This is a genomic window from Caballeronia sp. NK8 (assembly GCF_018408855.1).
In the GTDB taxonomy this organism is placed as follows: Bacteria; Pseudomonadota; Gammaproteobacteria; order Burkholderiales; family Burkholderiaceae; genus Caballeronia.
This window is the reverse complement of record NZ_AP024324.1, coordinates 17948-38631: the sequence shown is the minus strand read 5'-3', so window position 1 is coordinate 38631 and position 20684 is coordinate 17948. Positions and strand designations below refer to the sequence as shown.

Genomic DNA, 20684 nt, shown 5'->3' with positions numbered 1-20684 from the left:
AGGGTTCTCAGGCGCCTCGCAGGGCGGGAATCCATTGCCCCAGGAAGCTGTCAGGCCAGGGAATGTGAATGATCTGGTCGAAGACCAGATAGAGGAACGCGGTCACGCACACTGCGAGAATCACGCTCAGACGCCACGGCTCGCGTCCCTCGATCCGCATATAGGCGACGATCATCAGCGGCACGGTCGGGATCATGCCGATCACCGACATGCAGGCGAGAAACGCGAGAAACCAGCCGAAGAACCTTGCTGCCCGCCGCAGGACGACCGTGTTCGACAGCTTTTCGCCGTGGTCCGCGGCGACGTCCATGTGAATGCCGCCGCCCGCGTGCGCCGCGCTTGCCTGCGCCGGAATCACGAAGATCTTGTATGCGAGGCTGATGCTCGCCGCGACCACCAGAATGCTCGCCACCGCCGTCGGTCCGATCCGGGCCATGAGCAGCCAGCCTTGCGCCGTCACCAGCATGTAGAGCCCGATGCAGATGAAGAACACATAGACCAGATCCTCGCGCTTGAGCACGATCTTTCCGCTCGGACGCAGATGCGCGAAACCGCCGGTGCGCAACGCATTGAACAGCGGCTTGAAGAACACGAGTGCGGCGAGGATCAGCAGGACCATCACGACGGGCCGCGTCAGCCAGTCGGTGCCGTAGCGCACGAAGGAGATCGACATATAGCGCTCCATCAGCACGCCGAGCACGAGACCGAGAATCAGCGGCGGACGCGCCCACCGCAGACGCTTCATGGTCCAGCCGATGACCCCGGCGATCAGCAGCACGAAGAGGTCGCCCCAGCTGCGCGAACCCTGAAACGCGCCGACATAGATGACCGGCATGATGACCGGCAGAATCAGCGTGTAACGCAGCGTGGAAACCTTGGCGAACTGCCCGCTGAGCAAAAAGCACAAACCGGCGCCGAAGATGTTGGCGAGCGCGATGGACCACACCATCGAATAGGTGAAGTCGAGATGCTTGGTCAGCATGTCGGGGCCGGGAATGAACCCGTGCACCATCATCGCGCCGAGCAGGATGGCCTGCGCCGCGCCGCCCGGCACGCCGAAGGAGAGCATCGGCACCAGGCTGCCGCCCTCTCGCGCATTGTTCGCCGCTTCGGGCGCGATCACGCCGCGCACGTCGCCGGTGGTGAAGGTCTGCTTCGCGCCCTTTGAGGTCTGCAGCGCGTGGCCGTAGGCGATCCAGTCCGTCACCGCACCCGTGATGCCCGGCACCGCACCGAGCACCGCGCCCAGACCGCCGCAACGAAGCACGAGAAACCAGTTTCGCAGGCTGTCGACGACGCCTTGCCGCATTCCCTGCCGCGATGTGAACTGCATGTTCTGGGCGATGGCGGTCCGGCGGATCGCCAGCTCACACAACTCCGGCAGCGCAAAGATGCCGAGGATGATCGGCACGAGCGGAATTCCGTCCTGCAGATAAAGGATGTCTCCGGTCCAGCGCATTTGCCCCGTGGCGACGTTGGTTCCGACCATGCCGACCAGAATCCCGAAGCACGCGGCGACGACACCGCGCAGCGGGGCGTTGCCCGAGAGCGCCGAGACCATCGAGACGCCGAAGATCGTCAGCCCCAGCATTTCCGGCGTGCCGATGGAAAGCACGAAAGGCCGCACGAGCGGCAGCGACACGGCGAGAATCACCGCGCCGATCAACCCGCCCATCAACGATGACATGTAGCATGCGCTCAGCGCGCGCGACGCCTCGCCGCGTTTGGTCATCGGCAGGCCGTCGAGCACTGTCGCCTGCGATGCGGCGTGACCGGGCACGCCGAAGAGCACGGCGGGAATCACGTCCGAAGTCGTGATCACCGACGCCATGCCCAGCAGCATCGCGAAGGCGGCGTACGGGTCCATCGTGTACGTGAACGGCACGAGGAGCGCGAAGCCCGTGAGCCCGCCAATGCCGGGCAGCAAACCGATCGCCAGTCCGACCACGACGCCGAATACGAGGAAGATCAGGCGGTTGAACTGAAGCAGCGTCGACAACGCATGGCCTGCCGCCAGCAGCGTTGCATCGTTGAAGAATTCCATGCGTCATCCTGATTGAATGGCAAGCTCGGTAGGCTTGCACTGTAGTAGGTCCAACGCGGATCGAACGTGTCGAGCCGGAATCAGTCGGCGAGCATCGGATACAGGACCTTTGCCGTGCGGCCCCAGACCCACGCGCGCTCGTCGTCGCTCAGAGTCGCGAAGCAGGCCTGCCCCTGCTCGATCAGTTTTTTCAGCGGGCCAGCCGATGCCGGATAGTTCGAACCGAACGCCAGATGATCGGCGCCGAACACTTTCACCAATTGCTCGAAGAAGGGCTGCGCACCGCCCGGGGCCGCCTGTGCGAGATCGAAGGTGCGCGGCGTGATCTTCATGTACACGTTGTCGTACTTCGACAACGCGAACAGCGCCGCGCAGCGTGCATACGGCGGGCCATCCTCGATGTCGGGACGGCCGCAGTGATCGAGCGCGATCCGCACCTTGGGAAAGCGCTCGGCCAGTTCCGCGACCATCGAGAGACCATCGGGCGTCGTCTGCACCGCCATCGTCATGCCGATCTCCGCGCAGCGCTCCCAGATCGGGAAGGTCGCCGGATTGACGAGCCAGCTGCCATCGCTCTGATGCGTCGCGCCGCCGGTGAAAAGGCGAATGCCGCCCATGCCGCGCGCCAGCCAGTAGTCGAACGTCTTCAGTGCGTCAGGCGCCAGCAGGTCGAAGGAATAGACGCCGGTGAAGCGCTTCGGGTCCTGCGCGACGCTGTCGGCCACGTATGCGTTGTTGGCGCCATACGTGGTCGACGAATGCACGATCGCAGCCTTCGCTACGCCGGCTTCATCCATCTCCGCGATCATCTGCTCGAACGTCACGGGGCGCGTGGCGGACCACTTCGAGCGATGTCCGTGCTGCGGCGCGATCGGATAACGATCCGTGTCCGTCGAGATGATGTGGGGATGGATGTCGATGATTTCGGGCGTCATGTGATGTGACCTCGTGATGATGTTCTGTCCTTCAGTGCGAACTGAAGATGAGCTTGCGCGCATCCTCGAGCTGCGGCTCGGGCGTCGCATACAGCCTGGAGACGATCTGTTCCACCGCGTTCCCGTCGATGGGATCGACCGGATAGCCCGATTGCTTGATCGCATCGATGAAATCCGGGTCCGCGATGGTCTTCGCAAACGCGTCGCGCAGCGCGTCGAGACGGTCCTGCGGCACGTCCTTCGGCACCGCTATCGGGCGGCCCGCCTGGAACGGCAGCAGGAACAGGTTGAACAGCGCCTTGACTTCGGGTTTCGTGATGTAGGCGCTCAGGTTCGGCACGTCGGCGTAGGCGGCCGGACTCTTCCAGCCGAGATGCAGCAGCACTTTCATCTTGCCGTCGGCGAGCATGCGTACCGGCTCGCCTTGCTGAAGCCCGTCGATGGTGGAGGCCCAGCCGTCGACTTCGCCGCGCTGCATCGCCAGATACACTTCGCCGCGTCCCGTGTAGCCGGGCACGATGCTCATCTTCGCGCCGAGGTATTCGTCGAGCAGCGCCGGCAGCGTTCTGTCCTCGTTCGCGAAACCGGTCGCGCCGATATACATCTTCTTGCGGGTGAGATCGTCGGCCGTGGTCACGCCCGAGCGCGTCATCGACACGATGCAGTATTCGACCTTGTTGAGACTGCCGAGCCATCTGACATTGCGCGGATCGAAGCGGTTCTGGCGCTGATCGAGCAGTGGGATATAGAGATTGTTGCGCTGAAGAAAGCCGATGACGGTGCCGTCGCTCGGTTGTCTGGACTGGAGCGAGGCCGCCGCGACCATGCCGCCCGCGCCGACCACGTTCATCACGATGGCTTTCGGATGACCCGGAACGTATTTGACGAAGAAGCGCGAGAACTGCCGCGCGATAATGTCGGTGGGCGTGCCTGCGTCCGCGCTGACGACGAGCGTCAACGCCTTGCCCTTATAGAACTGTTCGACTGATTGATTGGACGCTGGCCCGGCAAGCGCCGTCGCGGCGAAACTGAACAGCGCCGCACAAGCGCAGATTGCGGTCCGGTAATTCATGGTCGTCCCTGTCTCCGTGTTCTGATGCACGATCCATGCTCTGGGCCCATGGCAACAGAACCGTCCCCATGGTGGATCGCGCTGCCGTTCATATTCGAGTGAACGCAATGAAATTCTGCCAGCGCGACAGAATGGGTCAATTGAGAAAAAGCGCCGGGGACTTGAGCAAATGGTTAAGGCTTGCAGGAGGGAATCTGCAATGGGGAATCTTCAGAAGCGGCTTTGGAAACGCGCGATCAGCGCGTGCCCTGTCCTTTCTCGGCGAGACGCCCGGCGGCCTCTTCCAGACAGGAAACCATCAGCCGGGCACTGGGCGTCAGCCCGCGCACGCGGTTCCAGAGCACGCCGGCCGGCCGCAGCAGGCGCGGCAGGCTCAGCGGAAGGGTGTGGAGCGGTTGCGGCTGCGTGGCGTCGTTGGCGGCGGTATCGGCCATCACGGCGATGCAATCGGATACTTGCAGATGCGCGCGCACGACGTGAACCGAGAGCGTTTCGATGTAGTTGTTCGTCAGCGGCACTTCGTGCGCTTCGAGTGCGCGTTCCAGCGGATCGCGCAGGATGGAGCCGACCGGCGGAAGAATCCACGGATACGGATGAAGGTCCGCCCATGTCAGGGTTTTCCTTCGGGCCAGCGGATGCTGACGGCCCGTCACGAGCGTCACGGGCTCTTCGAGAAGCTCTTTCTCCTCGAAGCTGCCGAGCGTATCCGGCGGCGGCAGGCGGCCGACGACGAGATCGAGATGCCCTTGCCAGAGTTCGGGCAGAAGCGACCCCGTCGTGCCTTCGATGACCGTCACGTTCGTGCCCGGCGAGCGCTGCTTGAGCAGGCTCAGCGCCTGCGTCAGCAGCACCGAAGCAGAAGCCGGCAACATGCCGATGTGAACCTTCCCCTCCGCGCCCGAACTCAGCGCCTTCAGCTCGTCGCGGGCCTGGTGGAGGATCGTCAGCATCGAGCGCGCGTGACGGATCAGACAGTCGCCGTAGGGCGTGGGAATCAGGCCCTGCGCGGTGCGCGAGAACAAGGTGAGCCCGAGCCCGCGTTCGAGCTCGGCCAGCGATTTCGACACGGCCGGCACCGTGACGTGCGTGACTTCGGCGACCTGACTCAGATTGCGATACGTGTCGATCGTCACGAGCAGGCGCAGATGTCGCGCCTTCAGGTTGATCTGCAAGTACCAGTCGAGTTCCGACACGTCGCGCGCCTCTTCAGGGTTTTACCAACTCGTTAAGCTTACGGCCATTTTACTCAATCGACCGGCGCACGTCGTGTCGCCACAATCCGGGGCAGATAGCCGGCCAGACCGGCGCACGGAGACAGACGATGACACGCACCATCAACCGCCGGCGCTTCCTGCGCGGCGCGAGCCTTCTCGGTTTGAGCATCGCGACGGGTGGACTCGCCGCGCCCTTTCTCGCGCGGGCGGCCGCAAGCCAGCTTCGGATCGTCAGCAATCCGGGGCTGGAGAACGCGACGCTGAACGTGCTCATGGACGAACTCGGGTACTTCAGGAGATTCGGTGTCGATGCGCGCATCGTCGAAGTGCCGGGCGTGACGGGTCCGTTCGATGCGGTGTCCGCCGATAGCGCGGATGTCTGCATGGTTTCGGGCTACAACATGGTGCTGCCGCGCATCGCGCAGGGCGCTCGCGTGAAGATCGTCGGCGCAGGGATGAAAAAGTGTGCGCTGACGGTCTTTGCAAAACCAGACGGCGCGACGACGCTCGCCGATCTGAAGGGCAAGACCGTCGCGGTGGGTCCGGACGGCGGCCTGCTGCATACGCTGATGCTGCAACTGCTGAAAGAGAAAGGTATCGATGCATCCCAAGTCGATTTCGTCGACAAAGGCAGCAACGACCAGTGCCATGAAGCCGTCGTCAACGGCGAGGCCGACGCCTGCTGTTCCAGCATCTCGCATCTGAACGACAAGGACGGCCTCGTGGTCCTCGGCGAGGGAAACATGTGGCAGGCGCTGCCGCACTGCATTTTCCAGACGGCCTACGCGTCCGATACCGCGATCCGCGCGAAGCACGAGGGACTCGTCGCAGTGATGGCCGCATATGGCTCGCTCTACGATTACCTGATGTCACCCGCATCGCGCGACGCGTTCTTCGAAGCGCGCAAGCACGCGCAGAAGAAGTTTGACGCGGCATCGGCCCGGGCGACCTGGGACTTCAATCAAATGCAGCGGCCATATTCGCGCGATCTGTCTCTGAGCCGCGCGGACATCGATTATCAGCAGGACATGTACGTCGGATTGGGGAGCCTCAGGCGCAAGCAGCCGTTCTCCGATGTAGCCGATATGTCGGCGGCACAGGCCGCGGCGAAGCTGATTGCGTGAGCTTCTCCGCCGCGGCCGCGCGCGACTCAGAACGTATGTCTGATTCCCGCGATGATGGAGATCTGCGCCCCGCCGGCGGGCGGCGTGGGCACGGGCGAGAGCGTGGTCGCCGCGAAGGCCAGATTGCCCGAGTTCTGAATGTGCTCGCCGGTCAGATACAGCAGCGTGCGCTTCGATAACAGATACTCGCCGCGCAAGACCTCGATCAGCGCCTTGTTCGGCGAGTGCTCGTATTTGATTTGCGCGAGCATGCCATCGACGTGGAAGAAAGGCGTCACGGGAATGGTGCCCGTCACCCAGAACAGATTGCTGCGCGGCGTGGCGATGCCTTCGTTCACGCGCTTGATCCAGCCCACGCCGAACTTGGCCTGATAGATCATGAAGTAGCCGCCCAGCGTGAAACGACTGTCCGTCAGATCAGGCGATGTGAGACCGCCCCACGTCTTCGAGGTGCCGCCGTAATTGCGTTCGTAGGATGTGGCCAGGCCCCAGCTATGTCCTTCGTACTTGAGCAGCGCCGAATACTCGCGGCATTGATTCGACGGCGAGGTCTGCCCCGGGCAATTCGTGGCGACAGAGCTGTTGCCGTCGACGGCATCGCGACCGAAGCTGTAGTTCACGCCGGCTTCGAAATCGCCGAGAAAGTACCGATAGCTCACCGAGTTATCGGCACGCGCGTTCGCAATGCCGTTGTCCAGCGTCGTGAGACCCTGCGCGCCCGTGCCGAACGGGTTGATGAAGGAGATGCCGAAGAACCGCATCGTGTATTGCCGGCCGAAGGTCAGCCGCCCGTACCGTCCATCGATACCTACATAGGATTGCCGTCCGAACAGGCGTCCACCTTGTCTGGATGCGCCGGTGGTCGGACTGAAACCGCCTTGCAGGTCGAAGATGGCCTTGACGCCGCCGCCCAGATCCTCGCTGCCGCGAAAGCCGAAGTACGAAGTCGCCGTGCCGTCTCCGGTGCGCCAGCCGTTCGCCGTCGTGTTCTTGCCGGTCGCCACGTTGTTGACGAACTCCAGGCCCTGATCGATGAGACCGTAGAGCGTCACCGAACTCGCACCGAGAGGTTTCGGGGGCGGTGTGCCCTCCTCGTCATCCTGCGCCCACGACGTCGAAACGCACATCGATGCAATGCACGCACACGCTACAGCCTTGTAATTCATGATCTTGTCTGTCTCCTTGCCATGAGATCACGACGTGCGTCTATCGCGCATCTGTCGTGTACGTCTTTCTGTGTATTTGTAACGCACTGAAATTCTGCCAGCGCCATACCGCAGGTAAATTGAAAAAATCGGCGTGCGGGTTGAGGAAACGGTTAATGTCGCTCGTGAGGTATTCCCGCCGGGATCGGACGCGCGCAAGATTCGCTGCATGAACACGCCAAAGCGCGTACCATGCCCTGACGCCGCCTCGTCGAACCGGTGTATCGAGCGAAGCGCGCGGATCGGCCCCGATTGTTTCGATTCCCGGTTGCAACGGCTGCTGCTCAAGGCAGCGACAAACGGCGTTCAGAACAAACAGTTTGGATAACTGACGGCAGGTCTGATCGAAGGCCCTTTCGGAATCGTTCCATGAAAGCGCACGACTCACTGGTGGACTTCGCTGAATACCTGCAACTGCCGTTGCAGGTCGGGGAGAGCATCATCATGATGCAGGAGTGCAATGCGTCATGCGCGATCTACATCGGCAAGGTATCCGGCAAACAGAGCGCGCTCATGTTTCGCGGAACCATCGCAGCGTCGGTCGCGAAGGAAATTCTGCACTGCACGCGGCTCGGCCGGAACAGGATCGAGATCGCCGGTCAGGTATTTCGCTTCCTGCGTCGCGCCACATACTTCGAAGATCGCGGCGCGGTGGTATTCGATCCGGTGTGAGCGTCGCGATCATCCTTCGATCGAAACGGCCGGCGGCACTTCCAGCACCAGATAGTCCAGCAGCGCACGCACCGACGGCAACTGGTTCTGCCCGTACGGCACCAGCGCGGTGAGCTGCGCATCGCCGCAGGTCCACGCGGGCAGCACGCGCATCAGGCGGCCGTCGGCAAGCTCTTCCCTGCACACATAACCGGGCAGCGCGACGATGCCCAGTCCCGCGACGGCCGCATCCTTGAGCGTCAGCATGCAGCTCGTCATGAGCACCGGCGAGACCCGCACCGTGTGCACGGTGTCATCGCGACGCAGGGTCCATTCGTAGGGCACGCCTTCGCGCAGCATGAACAGCGAACGCCGCTCCGCGATATCCTCCGGCTGCTCGGGCAGTTTCGCGCCGTCGAAAAAATTCGGGCTGCTGAACAGCATCCAGGGCGTGGGCGCGAGTGGCCGCTGGATCAGCGTCGAATCCTGCAACGGCTGGCTATGTGCGCGGATCGCGATATCGAAACCTTCGGCGACGATATCGACTTCGACATCGGACAGGCGCTCCATGAGCCGCACTTTCGGAAAGCGCTCGCAGAAGCGCGGCAACAGCCCGCGCAGCGCGAACTGCGCGGTCGCGACGGCGGTAGAGATCCGCACGAGGCCGCTTGGCGACACCATGCGCTGACGCACCACCGATTCCGCCGCGAGCGCTTCCTGAAGCATCGAGCGCGCATGCACATAGAACTCCGCGCCGATCTCCGTCACCGCGAACTGGCGCGACGTGCGATTGATGAGGCGCACGCCGAGCTGCGCTTCGAGCTGATTCACGCGATAGCTGAGGGTCGATTTCGGCAGCGCGAGCGCGCGCGCGGCGGCGGTGATGCTCTTGTGATCGACCACCTGCACGAAGTAGTACATGTCGTTGAGATCCAGCATGTGCGTGATTCCCGATGGCATGGTTGCATGTTACACGGCGTCATCCGGCGCTTCGCGCGCCGATCGTCCAATTCGTTGCACGCAGCGTCCATTGGCGACGCCTTGTTTCGCGCGGCCAGACGTCTAAGCTCCGCAGTGTCCAACCCATGGAGACGACGATGAAGGCCCAAGCGAGAACGCGCATGACCCGCGACAACACCGCCGTGCTGCTGATCGATCATCAGGTCGGCCTTTTCACCGGTGTGCGCGATATCGGCGTCGGTGAGCTCAAGCACAACGTGGTCGGACTCGCGAAGGCCGCGAAGGCGCTCGGCCTGCCGGTGATCGCGGTCACGACGGCGCGCGACAGCATGTGGGGACCGACGATTCCCGAACTGCGCGCGGCGCTCGGCGATGCCGACATCCTCGACCGTTCGACCGTCAACGCATGGGACGAGCCGCGCTTCGTCGAAAAGGTGAAGGCGGCGCAACGCGATCATCTGATCATCGCGGGCCTGAGCTTCGAAGTGTGCGCGTCGCTGCCGGCGATATCGGCGCGCGAGGAAGGCTATCAGCCGGTCGTCGCGCTCGACGCGTGCGGCACCTTCAGCGCGTACAAGCACGAAGCGGGACTCGCGCGCCTGACCGCGCTCGGCATCGAGGTGTCCGACTACGCGACCCTGATGGTGGAAATCATGGCCGACAACGCCGACCCGAAAGCGCTCGAAGTCTATGCCGCGCTCGACATGCCGTTCGCCACGCTGATGGGCCAGGTCGCGCAGGGGTTCGCGCGATGAACGAGACCCATGACATCGTCATCGTCGGCGGCGGGTCGGCGGGCGCGGTGCTCGCCAACCGGCTCAGCGGCGAGGCGGCGCGCCGCGTGCTGCTGCTCGAAGCGGGCAACGCGTATCGGCCGAACCTGTTTCCCGAGGTGCTCTGGAACGCCGATCACGCGGGCGGCGACGCGCAGCACGACTGGGGTTATCGCGGCGCGGTGGTCGAAGGCGGACCGACGATCGCGGCGTTGCGCGCGAAGGCGCTCGGCGGATGTTCGACGGTGAATGCCGCCGTCGCGATGCGCGCGCGCCCCGCCGACTTCGCGAAGTGGACGGCGCGCGGCCTCGCGGGCTGGTCCTTCGACGACGTGCTCGACTGCTTCAAATCGATCGAGAATACGCCCGACGGCGACGATCGCCATCGCGGACGTCACGGCCCGCTGCCCGTGCGCCGGCGGCGTCGCGACGAGCTGACGGCCGCCGTGAACGCGTTCGTCGACGGCGCGCTCGAATGCGGCTTTGCCTATATCGAGGACTTCAACGGCGACGAACAGGCGGGCGTGTCGCCGTATCCGCTCAACGTGATTTCGGGGCGTCGCATCAATACGGGCATCGCGTTCCTCGATGACGCCGTGCGCGCGCGTCCCAACCTCACGGTCAGGGGCGGCGTGCAAATCGACCGCGTGCTGTTCGACGAAGGCCGCGCCACCGGCGTGCTCGATACGGACGGCGTCGCCTGGCGCGCGCAGACCGTGATTCTTTGCGCGGGCGCGTTCGGCAGCCCCGCGATCCTGATGCGCTCGGGCGTCGGGCCGGCGGCGCATCTGCGCGAACTGGGCATTCCGGTCATGGCCGATCTGCCCGTCGGAGAGCGCCTGCAGGAGCATCCGTTCTACTACAACGTCTACGCGCTGAAACCCGGCGCGAACGGCATGTTTCCCGCAGCCGGCGCGATCCTGTGGACGGCTTCGTCGGAAGCGACGCCCGGCGACCTCGACCTGCACGTCTCCGCGACACATCTCTTCGATCCGGCGCTATCGCCTACGGGCGGCGCGCTCGTGCTGGCGGCATCGGTGACGCAGCCCGAATCGGTCGGCTATGTGCGGCTGAAAGACCGCGATGCGCGCAGCGCGCCGCAGATCGTCTACAACTTCCTGACGACCGCGCGCGATCGCCGCCGCATGATCGAGTGCGTGAAAATCGCGCGGCGCATCGGCCGCTCGAAGGCGTTTTCGGCGACGGTGGCGCAGGAGATGACGCCGGGCGCGTCGGTGACGGACGCCGATCTCGAACCGGTGATTCTCGGCAATCTCGACGCCTACGCGCATCCGGCCTCGACCGTGCCGATGGGCGATGACGGCGTCGTCGACAGCGAAGGCCGCGTGCATGGCATCGACGGACTGATGGTCGTCGATGCGTCGATCATGCCCGGCATCCCGAGCGCGCCGACCAATCTGACGACGATGATGATCGCCGAGCACATCGCGGCTCGCGTGTTCGCCGCACCGTGAGGACGACATGGCCACGCAAAACGACCTGACGCACGAAGTGTTTCCGTTGTCGCCCGCCGACCGCGACGCCCTGCCCGCGTTGCACGAGATGTTCCGGCGCTTCTGGTCCGGGCCGCTCGCGAAGGCCGCGCCACGCGTCGCCTACGATGCGTTCTTCGCGACGACGCCGCCGCTCGCCGATGTGTCGCTGCATCCATCGACCGATGCCGCGCTGCCGGGCTGGGTCTGCGTCCCCGCGCATCCCGTCGACAATCAGGCCCTGCTGTTCCTGCACGGCGGCGCGTATGTGATGGGCACCGCGCCCGCGTATCGCGGCCTCGTCAGCCAGATCGCGGCGCGGGCGCGGCGCACGACGTACATTCTCGAATATCCGCTTGCGCCCGAATCGGCGTTGCCTGTCGCGATCGATCTCGCGGCTGCCGCCGTCGAACGGTTGCACAGTCGATTCGGCAAAGTCGGCGTGATCGGCGATTCGGCAGGCGGCGGTCTGACGCTCGCAACGCTGGCGCACACCGACAAGGCGTGCGCCGCCGTGGTGTTCTCGCCGTGGACGGATCTGACCTTCAGCGGCGCGAGCATGCGCGAGCGCGCAGCGGCGGACGTGCTGCTCGACGAATCGGCCCTGCGCGCCGCCGCGCTCGGTTATGCGGGCGATGCATCGGCAAGCGATCCGCGCGCGTCCCCACTTTTCGCCGTGCCCGACCGTCTGCCGCCGCTGCTCGTTCAGGTCGGCGCCGACGAGATTCTCTACGACGACGCCTTGCGCTACGCGCAACGCGCGCATGCAGGCGGCCACGACGTGACGTTGCAGGAATGGACCGGCATGCATCACGTGTTTCAGCAGAGCGTCGAGCAACTGGAAGCGGCGCGGCGTGCGCTCGATCTTGCGGCCGATTTTCTGCATCGGCACATGGGCAGCCACGCATGAACGCCACGTAGCCGCCCATTGCCGTCACGACTTCATTTGACCGCGCCGACGACGAAGGCGTCCGACCGGTCGGGCAAGGTCAGCGCCGCGACGATCTCATTGTTGCTGAAGAACACGACGCCCGTCAGCGTCGCGCCCGGGTACGCGCACGGGCTCGCACCGAACGTGATCGTGGCGTCGAGTACATCCGTGGTGCCATGGGGGCTGGCCGTGCCGCTGAACGTGCAGCCGCTCAAACCTGCGCCCTTGATCGCCCCGTCCTGACCGATCGTGAAGCTCGTGGTCTCGCCACCCTTCGTCGATCCAGCCGAGCCCGAGTAAGTCCCTGCAATCGCGGACAGCGAGATCGGGCGCTCGTAGGCGGCGTCGTAGAGCACGTTGAACTTGATGCTGCTCTGCTTCGCCGCGCTCATGTAGATCGCGCCCTGCATGCTGTTCTTCGCGTTGTAGCCCGCAATCACGGGCGTATCGCTCGCGCCCTTGCCGCTGATGTCGAAGGTGCGCGCGTTGTCGGACTGGAAAGTGCCGTGCGATGCGGAACCCGTGCCCTGCACCAGACCCAGTGCGTTGGTCGCCGTGTTCGCATACACGAAATAGAAGACGCCCGAATCGAGCACGACCCCGCCTACCGCGTTGTTGTTCGCGTCGTTCCCTGCGTAGAGTCCCTGAGCGGCGTTCGGCTCGGGTGCGGCTGGCGCGTTATCCGATCCGCCTCCGCCACCGCCACATGCGGCCAGGGAAAGTGTGAGTGCAGAAAGGGCGATGACGTGTTTCATGCTTGTTCTGGTGTTTTGAAAGCTTGCGCTCGCGGCAAGATAAAAATGGCAGTCCGGATCGCGAATGCTTCGTGCGCCGGCCAAATGGCGCGCCATTGTAGCAACGCATTCCGGTACGTTCGAATTCGGCTGCCGCTGGGATAACGGCATCCGCGAAGGAAAACTTGAGGGGAATATGCAACTGCACGAAGCAAGTACAGAAAAACGCGCATCGCGTCCACGGCAAGCCGATATCCGCCAACCCTCCGCATCCCTCCGTCATTGATACGGATAACGAAAGCATCTCGATACACATCCCTCGACAAGCCAACGCGCGATTGTGCGCTAACCCTCACGCGAAGCGGTTTCGTACCACAAGTCTTCGCAACGTTTCCTAGGATACGCATACACGAAACACGCTCGACCGGCTCCGATACACGACTCGTCGGCTTCGCGACGCGACGGCACATTCAAAGCGGGAACCCTCCTTCGGGCATCGATCAATTCGAGTGAAGACTTGCGCGCCGCGTTCGCACGCCGGCGCTCCCTGTCTTGCTGCTCGAATCCGGGCGCATGCATGCGTGCATGACGACCGAATGCGAGGTTCTCATGCGACACACGCCGGCATCCACCAATACGCGCATCGCGCGGCACGACGACGCGGTTCCGACTCACGCGGTGACGCACTTCAGGCTCGGTTGACGCGGCGCGGCTTGCCGGTCCGGCCGAGATGCGCCTCGTTCTGCATCACGATGATCCCCGCGCGCTGCATGCGGCGTTGCGCGAGCGCGGCCTGCCCGACGAGCTCGAAGCGAGCGCGACCGGCGACGGCCCGTTCGTGGTCGTCGTGATCGCGCAAGGCAACTGCGTCGCCGATGCCGCCGCGCGCTGGCTGCGGCGTCATCCATTGCCGGCGGGCTTCATCGTCGGTTGCACGCCGGCTACGCGCGCCGACTGCCAGCCCGAAGCCTGGTGGCCCGCGTCGCTGTGCGACATGGTCCTCGCCGACGACGAAGACATGCTGCTCGATGAAATCGCGCGACGTGTCGATCGTCTTGCTGAAATGGAGTCGATCCTCGATGCGGAGTGGCTGCGCGAGCGCGCAGTCGGCGCATCGGCGATCTGGCGCAATACGTTGCGCTCGGTCGCGGAAATCGGCCGCTTCGGCGACGGCGCGTGCCTGCTGCTCGGCGAAAGCGGCTGCGGCAAGGAACTGCTCGCGCGCCTCGTGCACGATCTCGATCCGGTGCGCAGGCGCGGCCCGTTCGTCGTCGTCGATTGCACGACCCTGAGTCCCGAACTGTCGGGCAGCGAGCTGTTCGGTCACGCGAAGGGCGCGTTCACGCACGCGGTGTCGGCACGCGACGGCGCCGTTGCGATGGCCGACGGCGGCACGCTCTTTCTCGATGAGATCGGCGAACTGGAGCCGCGTCTGCAAGCGCGTCTCTTGCGCGTGATCCAGGAGCGCACGTACAAGCGCATCGGCGAGGATGTGTGGCGCAAGTCGGACTTCCGGCTCATCTGCGCGACCAATCGCGATCTCGAAGGCGAAGTGCTCGCGGGGCGTTTTCGCAACGACCTGTACTTCCGCATCGCGCGATGGACCGTGCGCGCGCCGAGTCTCGCCGAACGTCGCGACGACATCCCGTTGCTGGTCGCGCACTTTCTGGCCGAACACAGCGATGCCGCGCCGCAGGTCATGCCCGAAGTGATGCAGCGGCTCGTCGCGGCTGATTATCAGGGCAATGTGCGCGAGCTGCGCAATGTGGTGCTGCGGCTCGCGGACCGGCAGCGCGGCTTTCGCGTGCTGAGCACCGGCTGTCTCGGCGATGTCTGCGCGGCCGGCGCGACGCCTGGTTGGGAGCAGGCGTTTGCCCTCGCGGTGGAAGGCGCGCTCAATGCCGGACTCGGATTGAAGAACATCGGGCAGATCGCGGAGACGCTCGCCGTCGAGCTGGCGGAGCGTCGCGCCGGATCGACGAGCCGTGCGGCGGAATTGCTGCGCGTCACGCCGCGGGCGCTGCAACTGCGGCGGCAGATGCGGCCTTCGGATGCAGGTTGATCGAGCGGGGACTTTCTATGGCCGGGGTTTTCGCCGGATCCCGTATCCGTGTTGGTCGGTTGGCGTTGCCCCTGTGCGGGGCGGCAGTCACTTTCTTTGCTGCTGCAAAGAAAGTAACCAAAGAAACAGCTATCCCCATCCAAAGTACTTCACGCCGGCCGCGGCACAGGCGATCGGTCTTGGCACAGCAGTAGCGAGTGCCCTCAAAGGCCAGACCGGGCTTGGACCGCGCACGGTCTGAAACATCGCACCACATAACAGACTGGTTCAGCACGAAATGGCTCCGGCCCGCTTCGCGGCCGATGGGTCAATCGGGTCTGCGTAGGCTTCTGCGCTTCTCTTTTCTCGTAGGTTCCCCTTGCATACCCGACGGCAGCGCGTAGCGCTGAGCCGGAACTGTTTCGTGCTGGACCAGCGCGCTCAAACGACTAGCTTGTCAGACCGTGCGCGGTCCACGCCCGGTTAGACCTACGAGGGCACTCGCTACTGAGCCCACGAACAACGAGAAGAACACCCAAATTGCGTATGACCGCGGGCGGCTCGAGCTGCTTTCTTTGGTTACTTTCTTTGCAGCAGCAAAGAAAGTGACTGCCGCCCCGCACAGGGGCAGTGCTAACAGACCGACACGAAAACGGGATCCGGCGAACCGCTGAAGCGAGTCAATAAGCGGCGGCACGCGGAGCAGCCAGTATTCGAGAGCGCGCAAGCAGCCGCATCGCATTGCCGCCCGCAATGGCATCGAACGCTTCACGCGATGGATCAAGCGCACGGATCTTCGCGAGTTCGAGTCCCGGATGCAGCCACGGCCCATCAGTACCGAACAGCAGCTTGCGCGGCCCCGCACGATGAAACGCTTCCTCGAGCAGATCGAAACGGCGCACGCCCGAAGTATCCGCAAACAGATTCGGATATCGAACGATCAAATCGATGACACGCCGCTGCGCCGCCCAGTCATCGGCGAAACTGCCGAGATGCGCGAACACGAACGCCACATTCGGATGCGTCTGCGCGAGCAGTTCGAGCCCTCCCGTCTCGCCGCCAGGATCGTAAAGCACCGGCAGGTTCCAGCGTTGCGCGGCATCGCAGACCTGCCGATGGATCCGCGCATCGTGCCGATGCACCTTGATGCCGCGCAGGCCCAGCATCAGCACGGCTTCCTCGATCATGCGATGAATCCGCTCGCGGTCGCGCTCGGCATGCACCATCGCAAAGCCGATCCAGCGCTGCGGGTCCGCGCGCACGATCGCCGCGACATCGCGGTTGCCGCGCGCGTAGTCGGATTGAAACACCGGCAGCAGCACCGAACGCGCGATGCCCGCGCGCGTCGCCCGGCGCGCATAGGCGGCAAGCGGCGCGGTGGTGTCCCACGGTCCGGTCATGCCGTCGCCCTGACCGGCGTGCACATGGAAGTCGATGATCATGGCGCAAGCTCGAATGTGCTGCCCTGCGCCAGATCGATCGCCTTGCCCGGCGCCTTCGCCGACGCGATGCCCGGCGGCAGGAGGTTGCCGATCCTGAGGCCGCCCTTGCCGACCATCAGCGCGACCTTGAGCTTGCTGTTGGTCACGCGCGTGCGCAGCGCGCGCACCAGCACATGCTCGAGCGCGGCCGCGTCCGAGGCGAGCGGCGTGTTGGTGATCCATACGTTCAGATCGGATTCATGCTGGCGTGCATAGAGGCGATGCTTCCCGAGCCGCTTGCCGAGATCCTTAGATTTGCCGACATAGATCGGCCGGCTGCCGCGCATCAGGATATACACGCCGATTCCACGGGCGTTGGACGCCGCGCCGCGCAGGGTCTTGTAGTGCTTCCAGTTCAGATCGAGATTCGCCGCGCGCTCGACTTCGAGTTCGAGTTCGAAGTTCTCGAGTTCCTGTTCGAGCGCTTCGAATTCGTGTTCGTAGAGGTGCGCGCCCGGCGCCACCGCGAGCGCGACGATCTCCATCGCATCGCGCTTCTGTCGCGCGAGAAAGCACGCGCGGCAGCATGCGCCCGAACTTTCGAAGCGCGCGACACGGCGATTCGGGTCCGCGTCCACGCGCCGTGCGCGCCGCAACAGAATCTGCAGGTCCTGCGTGATCGTGCGGGAGGTCGTTCCCGGCGGCGCGCGCCGCGTCTGCGCGAGGAGCCGCATGAACCGCCGCATGCGCCACGGCGCAAGCTCCAGGGTGTGTCCGTCAGCGGTCTTGAACATGCTCGATCTCCTTGTATGCGTTGATGCGCGGCGCGCTACGTCGCGCACCGGGAAGGCTGGGCGCGAGCGACGCGATCGCATCGAGCAGCGCGTCGATGTCGGCGGTGCGATGATCCGTGCGCGCGATGACGATCAGCGCATAGCCGCCACCGCGCTGGCGCAGGAGCGCGGTGCGTATGCCGCACGCGCTCAGGCCCGCATGCAGCGCGAGCGCGCGTTCGTCGCTCGCGAAACAGAGCCGTTGCAGCGGATGCCATCGGCCCGACAGATGCAGATCGGGCACGGCACAAGTTGCGAGCGCACGCAGCCCGTCATGCAGCCGATGCAGCCGGTGCAACAGCCGCAGACGCAGCCGCGCGCCTGCGCGCCGGTTGATCGCGATCGCATCGAGCGCGGCGAGCAGCGCCACCGCGCTCGCGGGACTGCAATGCGATTGCGCGGGCCCGTCGCGGGCGATGTCGTTGATCAGCGCGGCCGGGCCGCACAGCGTTGCGAGCGGCGCGCCGAACGCTTTCGCCCATGACGCGAGCAGCAGCACCGGCTGCCGCGCCGGCGAGGGCAACGCGGCGTGCCGCAACGCGCCGCCGCCGCCCTGTCCCCACGGGCCGCGCGGCGCGGCGCGCTCGCCGGTCAGCCCGAGCACCTGACTGTGATCGACGAGCACGAGGCCGCCTTCGCGCCGAACCGCGTCGACGTATCGCGCGATGGGCGCAGGCGCGCCGTCGCCGACGGTCGCATCGGTGACGACGGCGGGCGGGCGCGCCGACGCGCGCCGCGCGAGCCTGCGCGCGAGATCGGCGGCGTCGCCATGCCTGAACCACGCGACCGGCACGCCGCGGCCCATCATGCGTTCGAGCGCCCAGCGCATCACGGGGTACAGCGCGTCGTCGGCGATCAGCGCGTGGGTGCGGCCGAGCCGGTCGAACGCGTCGATCGCCAGATGCAGCGTCGATGCGCCGACCATGCCCGCTTCCGTGCCCTGCAGCGCGGCGGCGTCGGCGGCGACGCGGCGCGCGAGCGGCGCGCTCGCCAGCGCGGCGGGCAGGCCGGTGGTGAGCGCCTCCCAGCCGCCGAGCGCGCCCGCCGGATGCCGCATGCCGAGATACAGCGCGGAGGCGAAGTCGATCATCGCGCGCCTCGCTTCGCTCTACGCCGCGAGGCTGCCGCGCCGCTCGCGCAGACGCCTCATCAGGTGGATGCCGGGCACCTGCACATCGACCGGTTCCGCGCTCACGTCCACGCCCGTCACCGCGCGATACGAGTGGATGTACGCCTGGATCTCCGGCCGGAAGAACGTGGCCCAGTTCGCGGCGTTGGCCGGATCGTTGATCGAGTTCCAGTCGCCCCAGCGGATCGACGAGACGATCTGCTCGCCCATCGTCGCGAGTTGCCAGAACTGGAACGTGTTGGTGTCGCCCCAGCCTTGCAGCTTGCGCATGCTTTCCACGGAATGCATCCACGGTTCCGGATACGCGACCATCGCGCGGCGCGGCAGATACTCGCGGAACTCGGGCCGCGCGAGCAGCCACTGCTGCATCATCATCTCGATGCGCGAGGTGGTCGGCAGATCGAGGAACTGGTTGTGCGCGCCTTCCGACAGGATCAGATGCACTTCGCGCAGCGCGTTCAGGATCGGGAAGCCGTCGGGCACGACGGTGGTGTCGTCGGCCTGCCGGAAGAACGGCACGCACAGGTTCAGGAGCGTGTGGAACGCGCCGAGGAAGCGGCTGCGATTGTCGGCGGTGCGCACTTTCGGCACCGCGCGGCCGAACAGTTGCAGGCCGTATTGATGCGCGTACTCCGCCGCGCGCCGCTCGATCGGCAGACGATGCTGCTCGTCCTGCACCCAGCCCCAGATGAGGTTGTTCAGCGGCCGCAGCGAATCGAGCTCCAGTTGCGCGAGCGGATCGCGCGGGCCGCTCGAAATGTTCTGGAAACGTCGCGAGACCGCGTTCATCGTCTGCACGAGCTGAAGCTCTTCCATCCAGTAGCTCCAGATCAGCTCGATGAGCGGCGGATGCATCAGCTTGGCGGAAAAGTCGTTGTTCCACTGCGTGAGCCACAGGCACTTCTCGTTGCAGCCCATGCCGCCCTGCTCGTAGACCACCGCTTGCGCCGCCTGCGCGACCTCGCCCGCGCCGGTGCCCTGCAACTGGTTCACGATGCGTTCGAGATACGGCACCGACGGCGATTCGTTCAGGTCGCGATTTTCCGTGAGATACATCTTCGCGAGGTCTTTCACGTCCATCGGGGAAAGCTTCAGCCCGAGGCGCTCGTTGGCGAGCAATCGCGCGCTGTCGTCGCCCTGCAGCAGCGTGATGACCTTGGCGGACTCCGGCCCGCCGGGCACCACCGCGCCCCAGGTCACGACGAACGCCTCGGTCGCGACCTTCAGCGCCCGGTACGCGTCGGTATCGGTGAAGGGAAGAAAGCGGCGGTGGCTCAGCCGGGACGCTTCCGGATAGAGTTGCGGCTGTTTGCCTTTCGCTTTCGGATCGGGGAAGAACAGCAGATCGAGATTGCGCGTGTAGTTGTCCCACGACAGCGTGTCCGCGTTGCGCTTGATGAGAATCCACAGCGCGACATCGGCGGTGAGCGGCAGTGTCGAGCGGCGCATCGTGACCGGCGTCACCACGCCGAACAGCGATTTGTCGTCGACGACACCGGAGCGCTCGGCGATTTCATCGCCGGTGTCGTCGTCGACCGGCAGGGCGATCTGCGTGCCCGTCTCGTCATGCACGGTCATGGCGCGATCGGGCGCGACCGCGAGGCTCGTCGATTCGGCCAGCGCCGGGTTCAGCGGGTTCAGCGGATTGCGCGTGGCCATCGCGATGGTCGGCGCGCTCGCGGCCTGCGCCGCTGCCGCCGATACCGCCGCCGAGGTCGCCGGCGGCGTATGCGTGCCGGTGAGCTTCACGCTGTCGCCGCTCAGCAGATGTCCCGCGATACGCATGACGTCGGTCGGCGACGTTTGCGATGTCACGATGCCCTTGATCGCGTCGGCCAGTTGCACGAGCAGGTCGCCCGCGCTGGTTTCGCTGGTCGTCTCCGGATTCGCGAACAGCGTGATGGTGCGCACGAGCGCCGGGCCGCCCGCGACCACGCTCGCCGGTCCGGCCGCGGCATGGCTCGCGCGGCGCAGCGGCCCCTTCGCGCTGCGCTCCGTCGCGGCGAGCGTCTCGACGGGTATCTGCACGGTGAACTTGCCGGGGTTGTCGGGATCGTCCTGGTCCACTTTCAGTTGCAGCACGCCCGGGAATGGGATGGTACTCATCGTTGTTCTCCTTCAGAG

At 65.2% G+C, this 20684-nt stretch carries 17 protein-coding genes; 6 read left to right on the top strand and 11 right to left on the bottom strand.

Annotation, left to right across the window (positions count from 1 at the left end):
• Positions 1-7 precede the first annotated feature (7 nt).
• From NK8_RS21755 to NK8_RS21740, 4 genes are all read right to left on the bottom strand, one after another.
• A complete protein-coding gene (locus tag NK8_RS21755) occupies positions 8-2044 on the bottom strand; it encodes a tripartite tricarboxylate transporter permease (RefSeq protein WP_213231044.1) in 2037 nt (678 codons plus the stop codon).
• 80 nt (positions 2045-2124) lie between these two features.
• Positions 2125-2979: an amidohydrolase gene (locus NK8_RS21750; protein WP_213231042.1), complete on the bottom strand. Its 855-nt coding sequence runs from the start codon at positions 2977-2979 to the stop codon at positions 2125-2127.
• A 31-nt stretch (positions 2980-3010) separates the two neighbouring features.
• A complete protein-coding gene (locus tag NK8_RS21745; protein ID WP_213231041.1) occupies positions 3011-4051 on the bottom strand; it encodes a tripartite tricarboxylate transporter substrate binding protein in 1041 nt (346 codons plus the stop codon).
• A gap of 236 nt (positions 4052-4287) precedes the next feature.
• Entirely contained in the window at positions 4288-5244 is a 957-nt protein-coding gene (locus NK8_RS21740) for a LysR substrate-binding domain-containing protein (RefSeq protein ID WP_213231039.1), read from the bottom strand.
• 128 nt (positions 5245-5372) lie between these two features.
• Between NK8_RS21740 and NK8_RS21735 the strand changes: the two genes are divergently transcribed.
• Positions 5373-6389, top strand: a complete 1017-nt coding sequence (locus NK8_RS21735; protein ID WP_213231037.1) for an ABC transporter substrate-binding protein — start codon at positions 5373-5375, stop codon at positions 6387-6389.
• Between the two features lie 26 nt (positions 6390-6415).
• On the opposite strand, the gene NK8_RS21730 is transcribed toward NK8_RS21735, so the two are convergent.
• On the bottom strand, positions 6416-7555 hold the full coding sequence (locus NK8_RS21730) for a porin (RefSeq protein ID WP_162068842.1): 1140 nt from the start codon (positions 7553-7555) through the stop codon (positions 6416-6418).
• Positions 7556-7963: 408 nt separating this feature from the next.
• Here NK8_RS21730 and NK8_RS21725 point away from each other — a divergent pair, with 408 nt between their 5' ends.
• On the top strand, positions 7964-8266 hold the full coding sequence (locus tag NK8_RS21725; protein WP_162068841.1) for a hypothetical protein: 303 nt from the start codon (positions 7964-7966) through the stop codon (positions 8264-8266).
• A 9-nt stretch (positions 8267-8275) separates the two neighbouring features.
• Here the strand turns inward: NK8_RS21725 and NK8_RS21720 are convergent, their stop codons facing one another.
• Positions 8276-9184 carry a LysR substrate-binding domain-containing protein gene (locus NK8_RS21720; protein WP_162068840.1) on the bottom strand — a complete coding sequence of 303 codons (909 nt, stop codon included), beginning with the start codon at positions 9182-9184 and terminating at the stop codon, positions 8276-8278.
• Between the two features lie 182 nt (positions 9185-9366).
• On the opposite strand from NK8_RS21720, the gene NK8_RS21715 reads away from it, so the two are divergent.
• The 3 genes from NK8_RS21715 to NK8_RS21705 are packed head-to-tail and all read left to right on the top strand — an operon-like array spanning position 9367 to position 12381.
• Positions 9367-9960 (top strand): isochorismatase family protein, encoded by a 594-nt coding sequence (locus tag NK8_RS21715; RefSeq protein ID WP_162068839.1) that lies wholly within the window; start codon positions 9367-9369, stop codon positions 9958-9960.
• Positions 9957-11453: a GMC family oxidoreductase gene (locus NK8_RS21710; protein WP_213231035.1), complete on the top strand. Its 1497-nt coding sequence runs from the start codon at positions 9957-9959 to the stop codon at positions 11451-11453. The genes NK8_RS21715 and NK8_RS21710 overlap by 4 nt, the downstream gene beginning before the upstream one ends.
• A gap of 7 nt (positions 11454-11460) precedes the next feature.
• Entirely contained in the window at positions 11461-12381 is a 921-nt protein-coding gene (locus NK8_RS21705; RefSeq protein WP_213231033.1) for an alpha/beta hydrolase fold domain-containing protein, read from the top strand.
• Between the two features lie 32 nt (positions 12382-12413).
• On the opposite strand, the gene NK8_RS21700 is transcribed toward NK8_RS21705, so the two are convergent.
• Positions 12414-13157, bottom strand: a complete 744-nt coding sequence (locus NK8_RS21700) for a hypothetical protein (protein ID WP_213231032.1) — start codon at positions 13155-13157, stop codon at positions 12414-12416.
• Between the two features lie 709 nt (positions 13158-13866).
• On the opposite strand from NK8_RS21700, the gene NK8_RS21695 reads away from it, so the two are divergent.
• Positions 13867-15198 carry a sigma 54-interacting transcriptional regulator gene (locus NK8_RS21695; RefSeq protein ID WP_213231031.1) on the top strand — a complete coding sequence of 444 codons (1332 nt, stop codon included), beginning with the start codon at positions 13867-13869 and terminating at the stop codon, positions 15196-15198.
• 659 nt (positions 15199-15857) lie between these two features.
• On the opposite strand, the gene NK8_RS21690 is transcribed toward NK8_RS21695, so the two are convergent.
• Genes NK8_RS21690 through NK8_RS21675 form a run of 4 tightly spaced genes read right to left on the bottom strand, consistent with a single transcriptional unit; the run spans position 15858 to position 20666 of the window.
• Positions 15858-16619, bottom strand: a complete 762-nt coding sequence (locus NK8_RS21690; protein ID WP_213231030.1) for an amidohydrolase family protein — start codon at positions 16617-16619, stop codon at positions 15858-15860.
• Positions 16616-17392 carry a GIY-YIG nuclease family protein gene (locus NK8_RS21685; RefSeq protein ID WP_213231029.1) on the bottom strand — a complete coding sequence of 259 codons (777 nt, stop codon included), beginning with the start codon at positions 17390-17392 and terminating at the stop codon, positions 16616-16618. Before NK8_RS21685 ends, NK8_RS21690 begins: the two co-directional genes overlap by 4 nt.
• Positions 17376-18521: an aminotransferase class I/II-fold pyridoxal phosphate-dependent enzyme gene (locus NK8_RS21680; protein ID WP_213231028.1), complete on the bottom strand. Its 1146-nt coding sequence runs from the start codon at positions 18519-18521 to the stop codon at positions 17376-17378. The genes NK8_RS21685 and NK8_RS21680 overlap by 17 nt, the downstream gene beginning before the upstream one ends.
• 18 nt (positions 18522-18539) lie before the next feature.
• Positions 18540-20666 (bottom strand): 8-amino-7-oxononanoate synthase, encoded by a 2127-nt coding sequence (locus NK8_RS21675; protein ID WP_225936375.1) that lies wholly within the window; start codon positions 20664-20666, stop codon positions 18540-18542.
• Positions 20667-20684 lie beyond the last annotated feature (18 nt).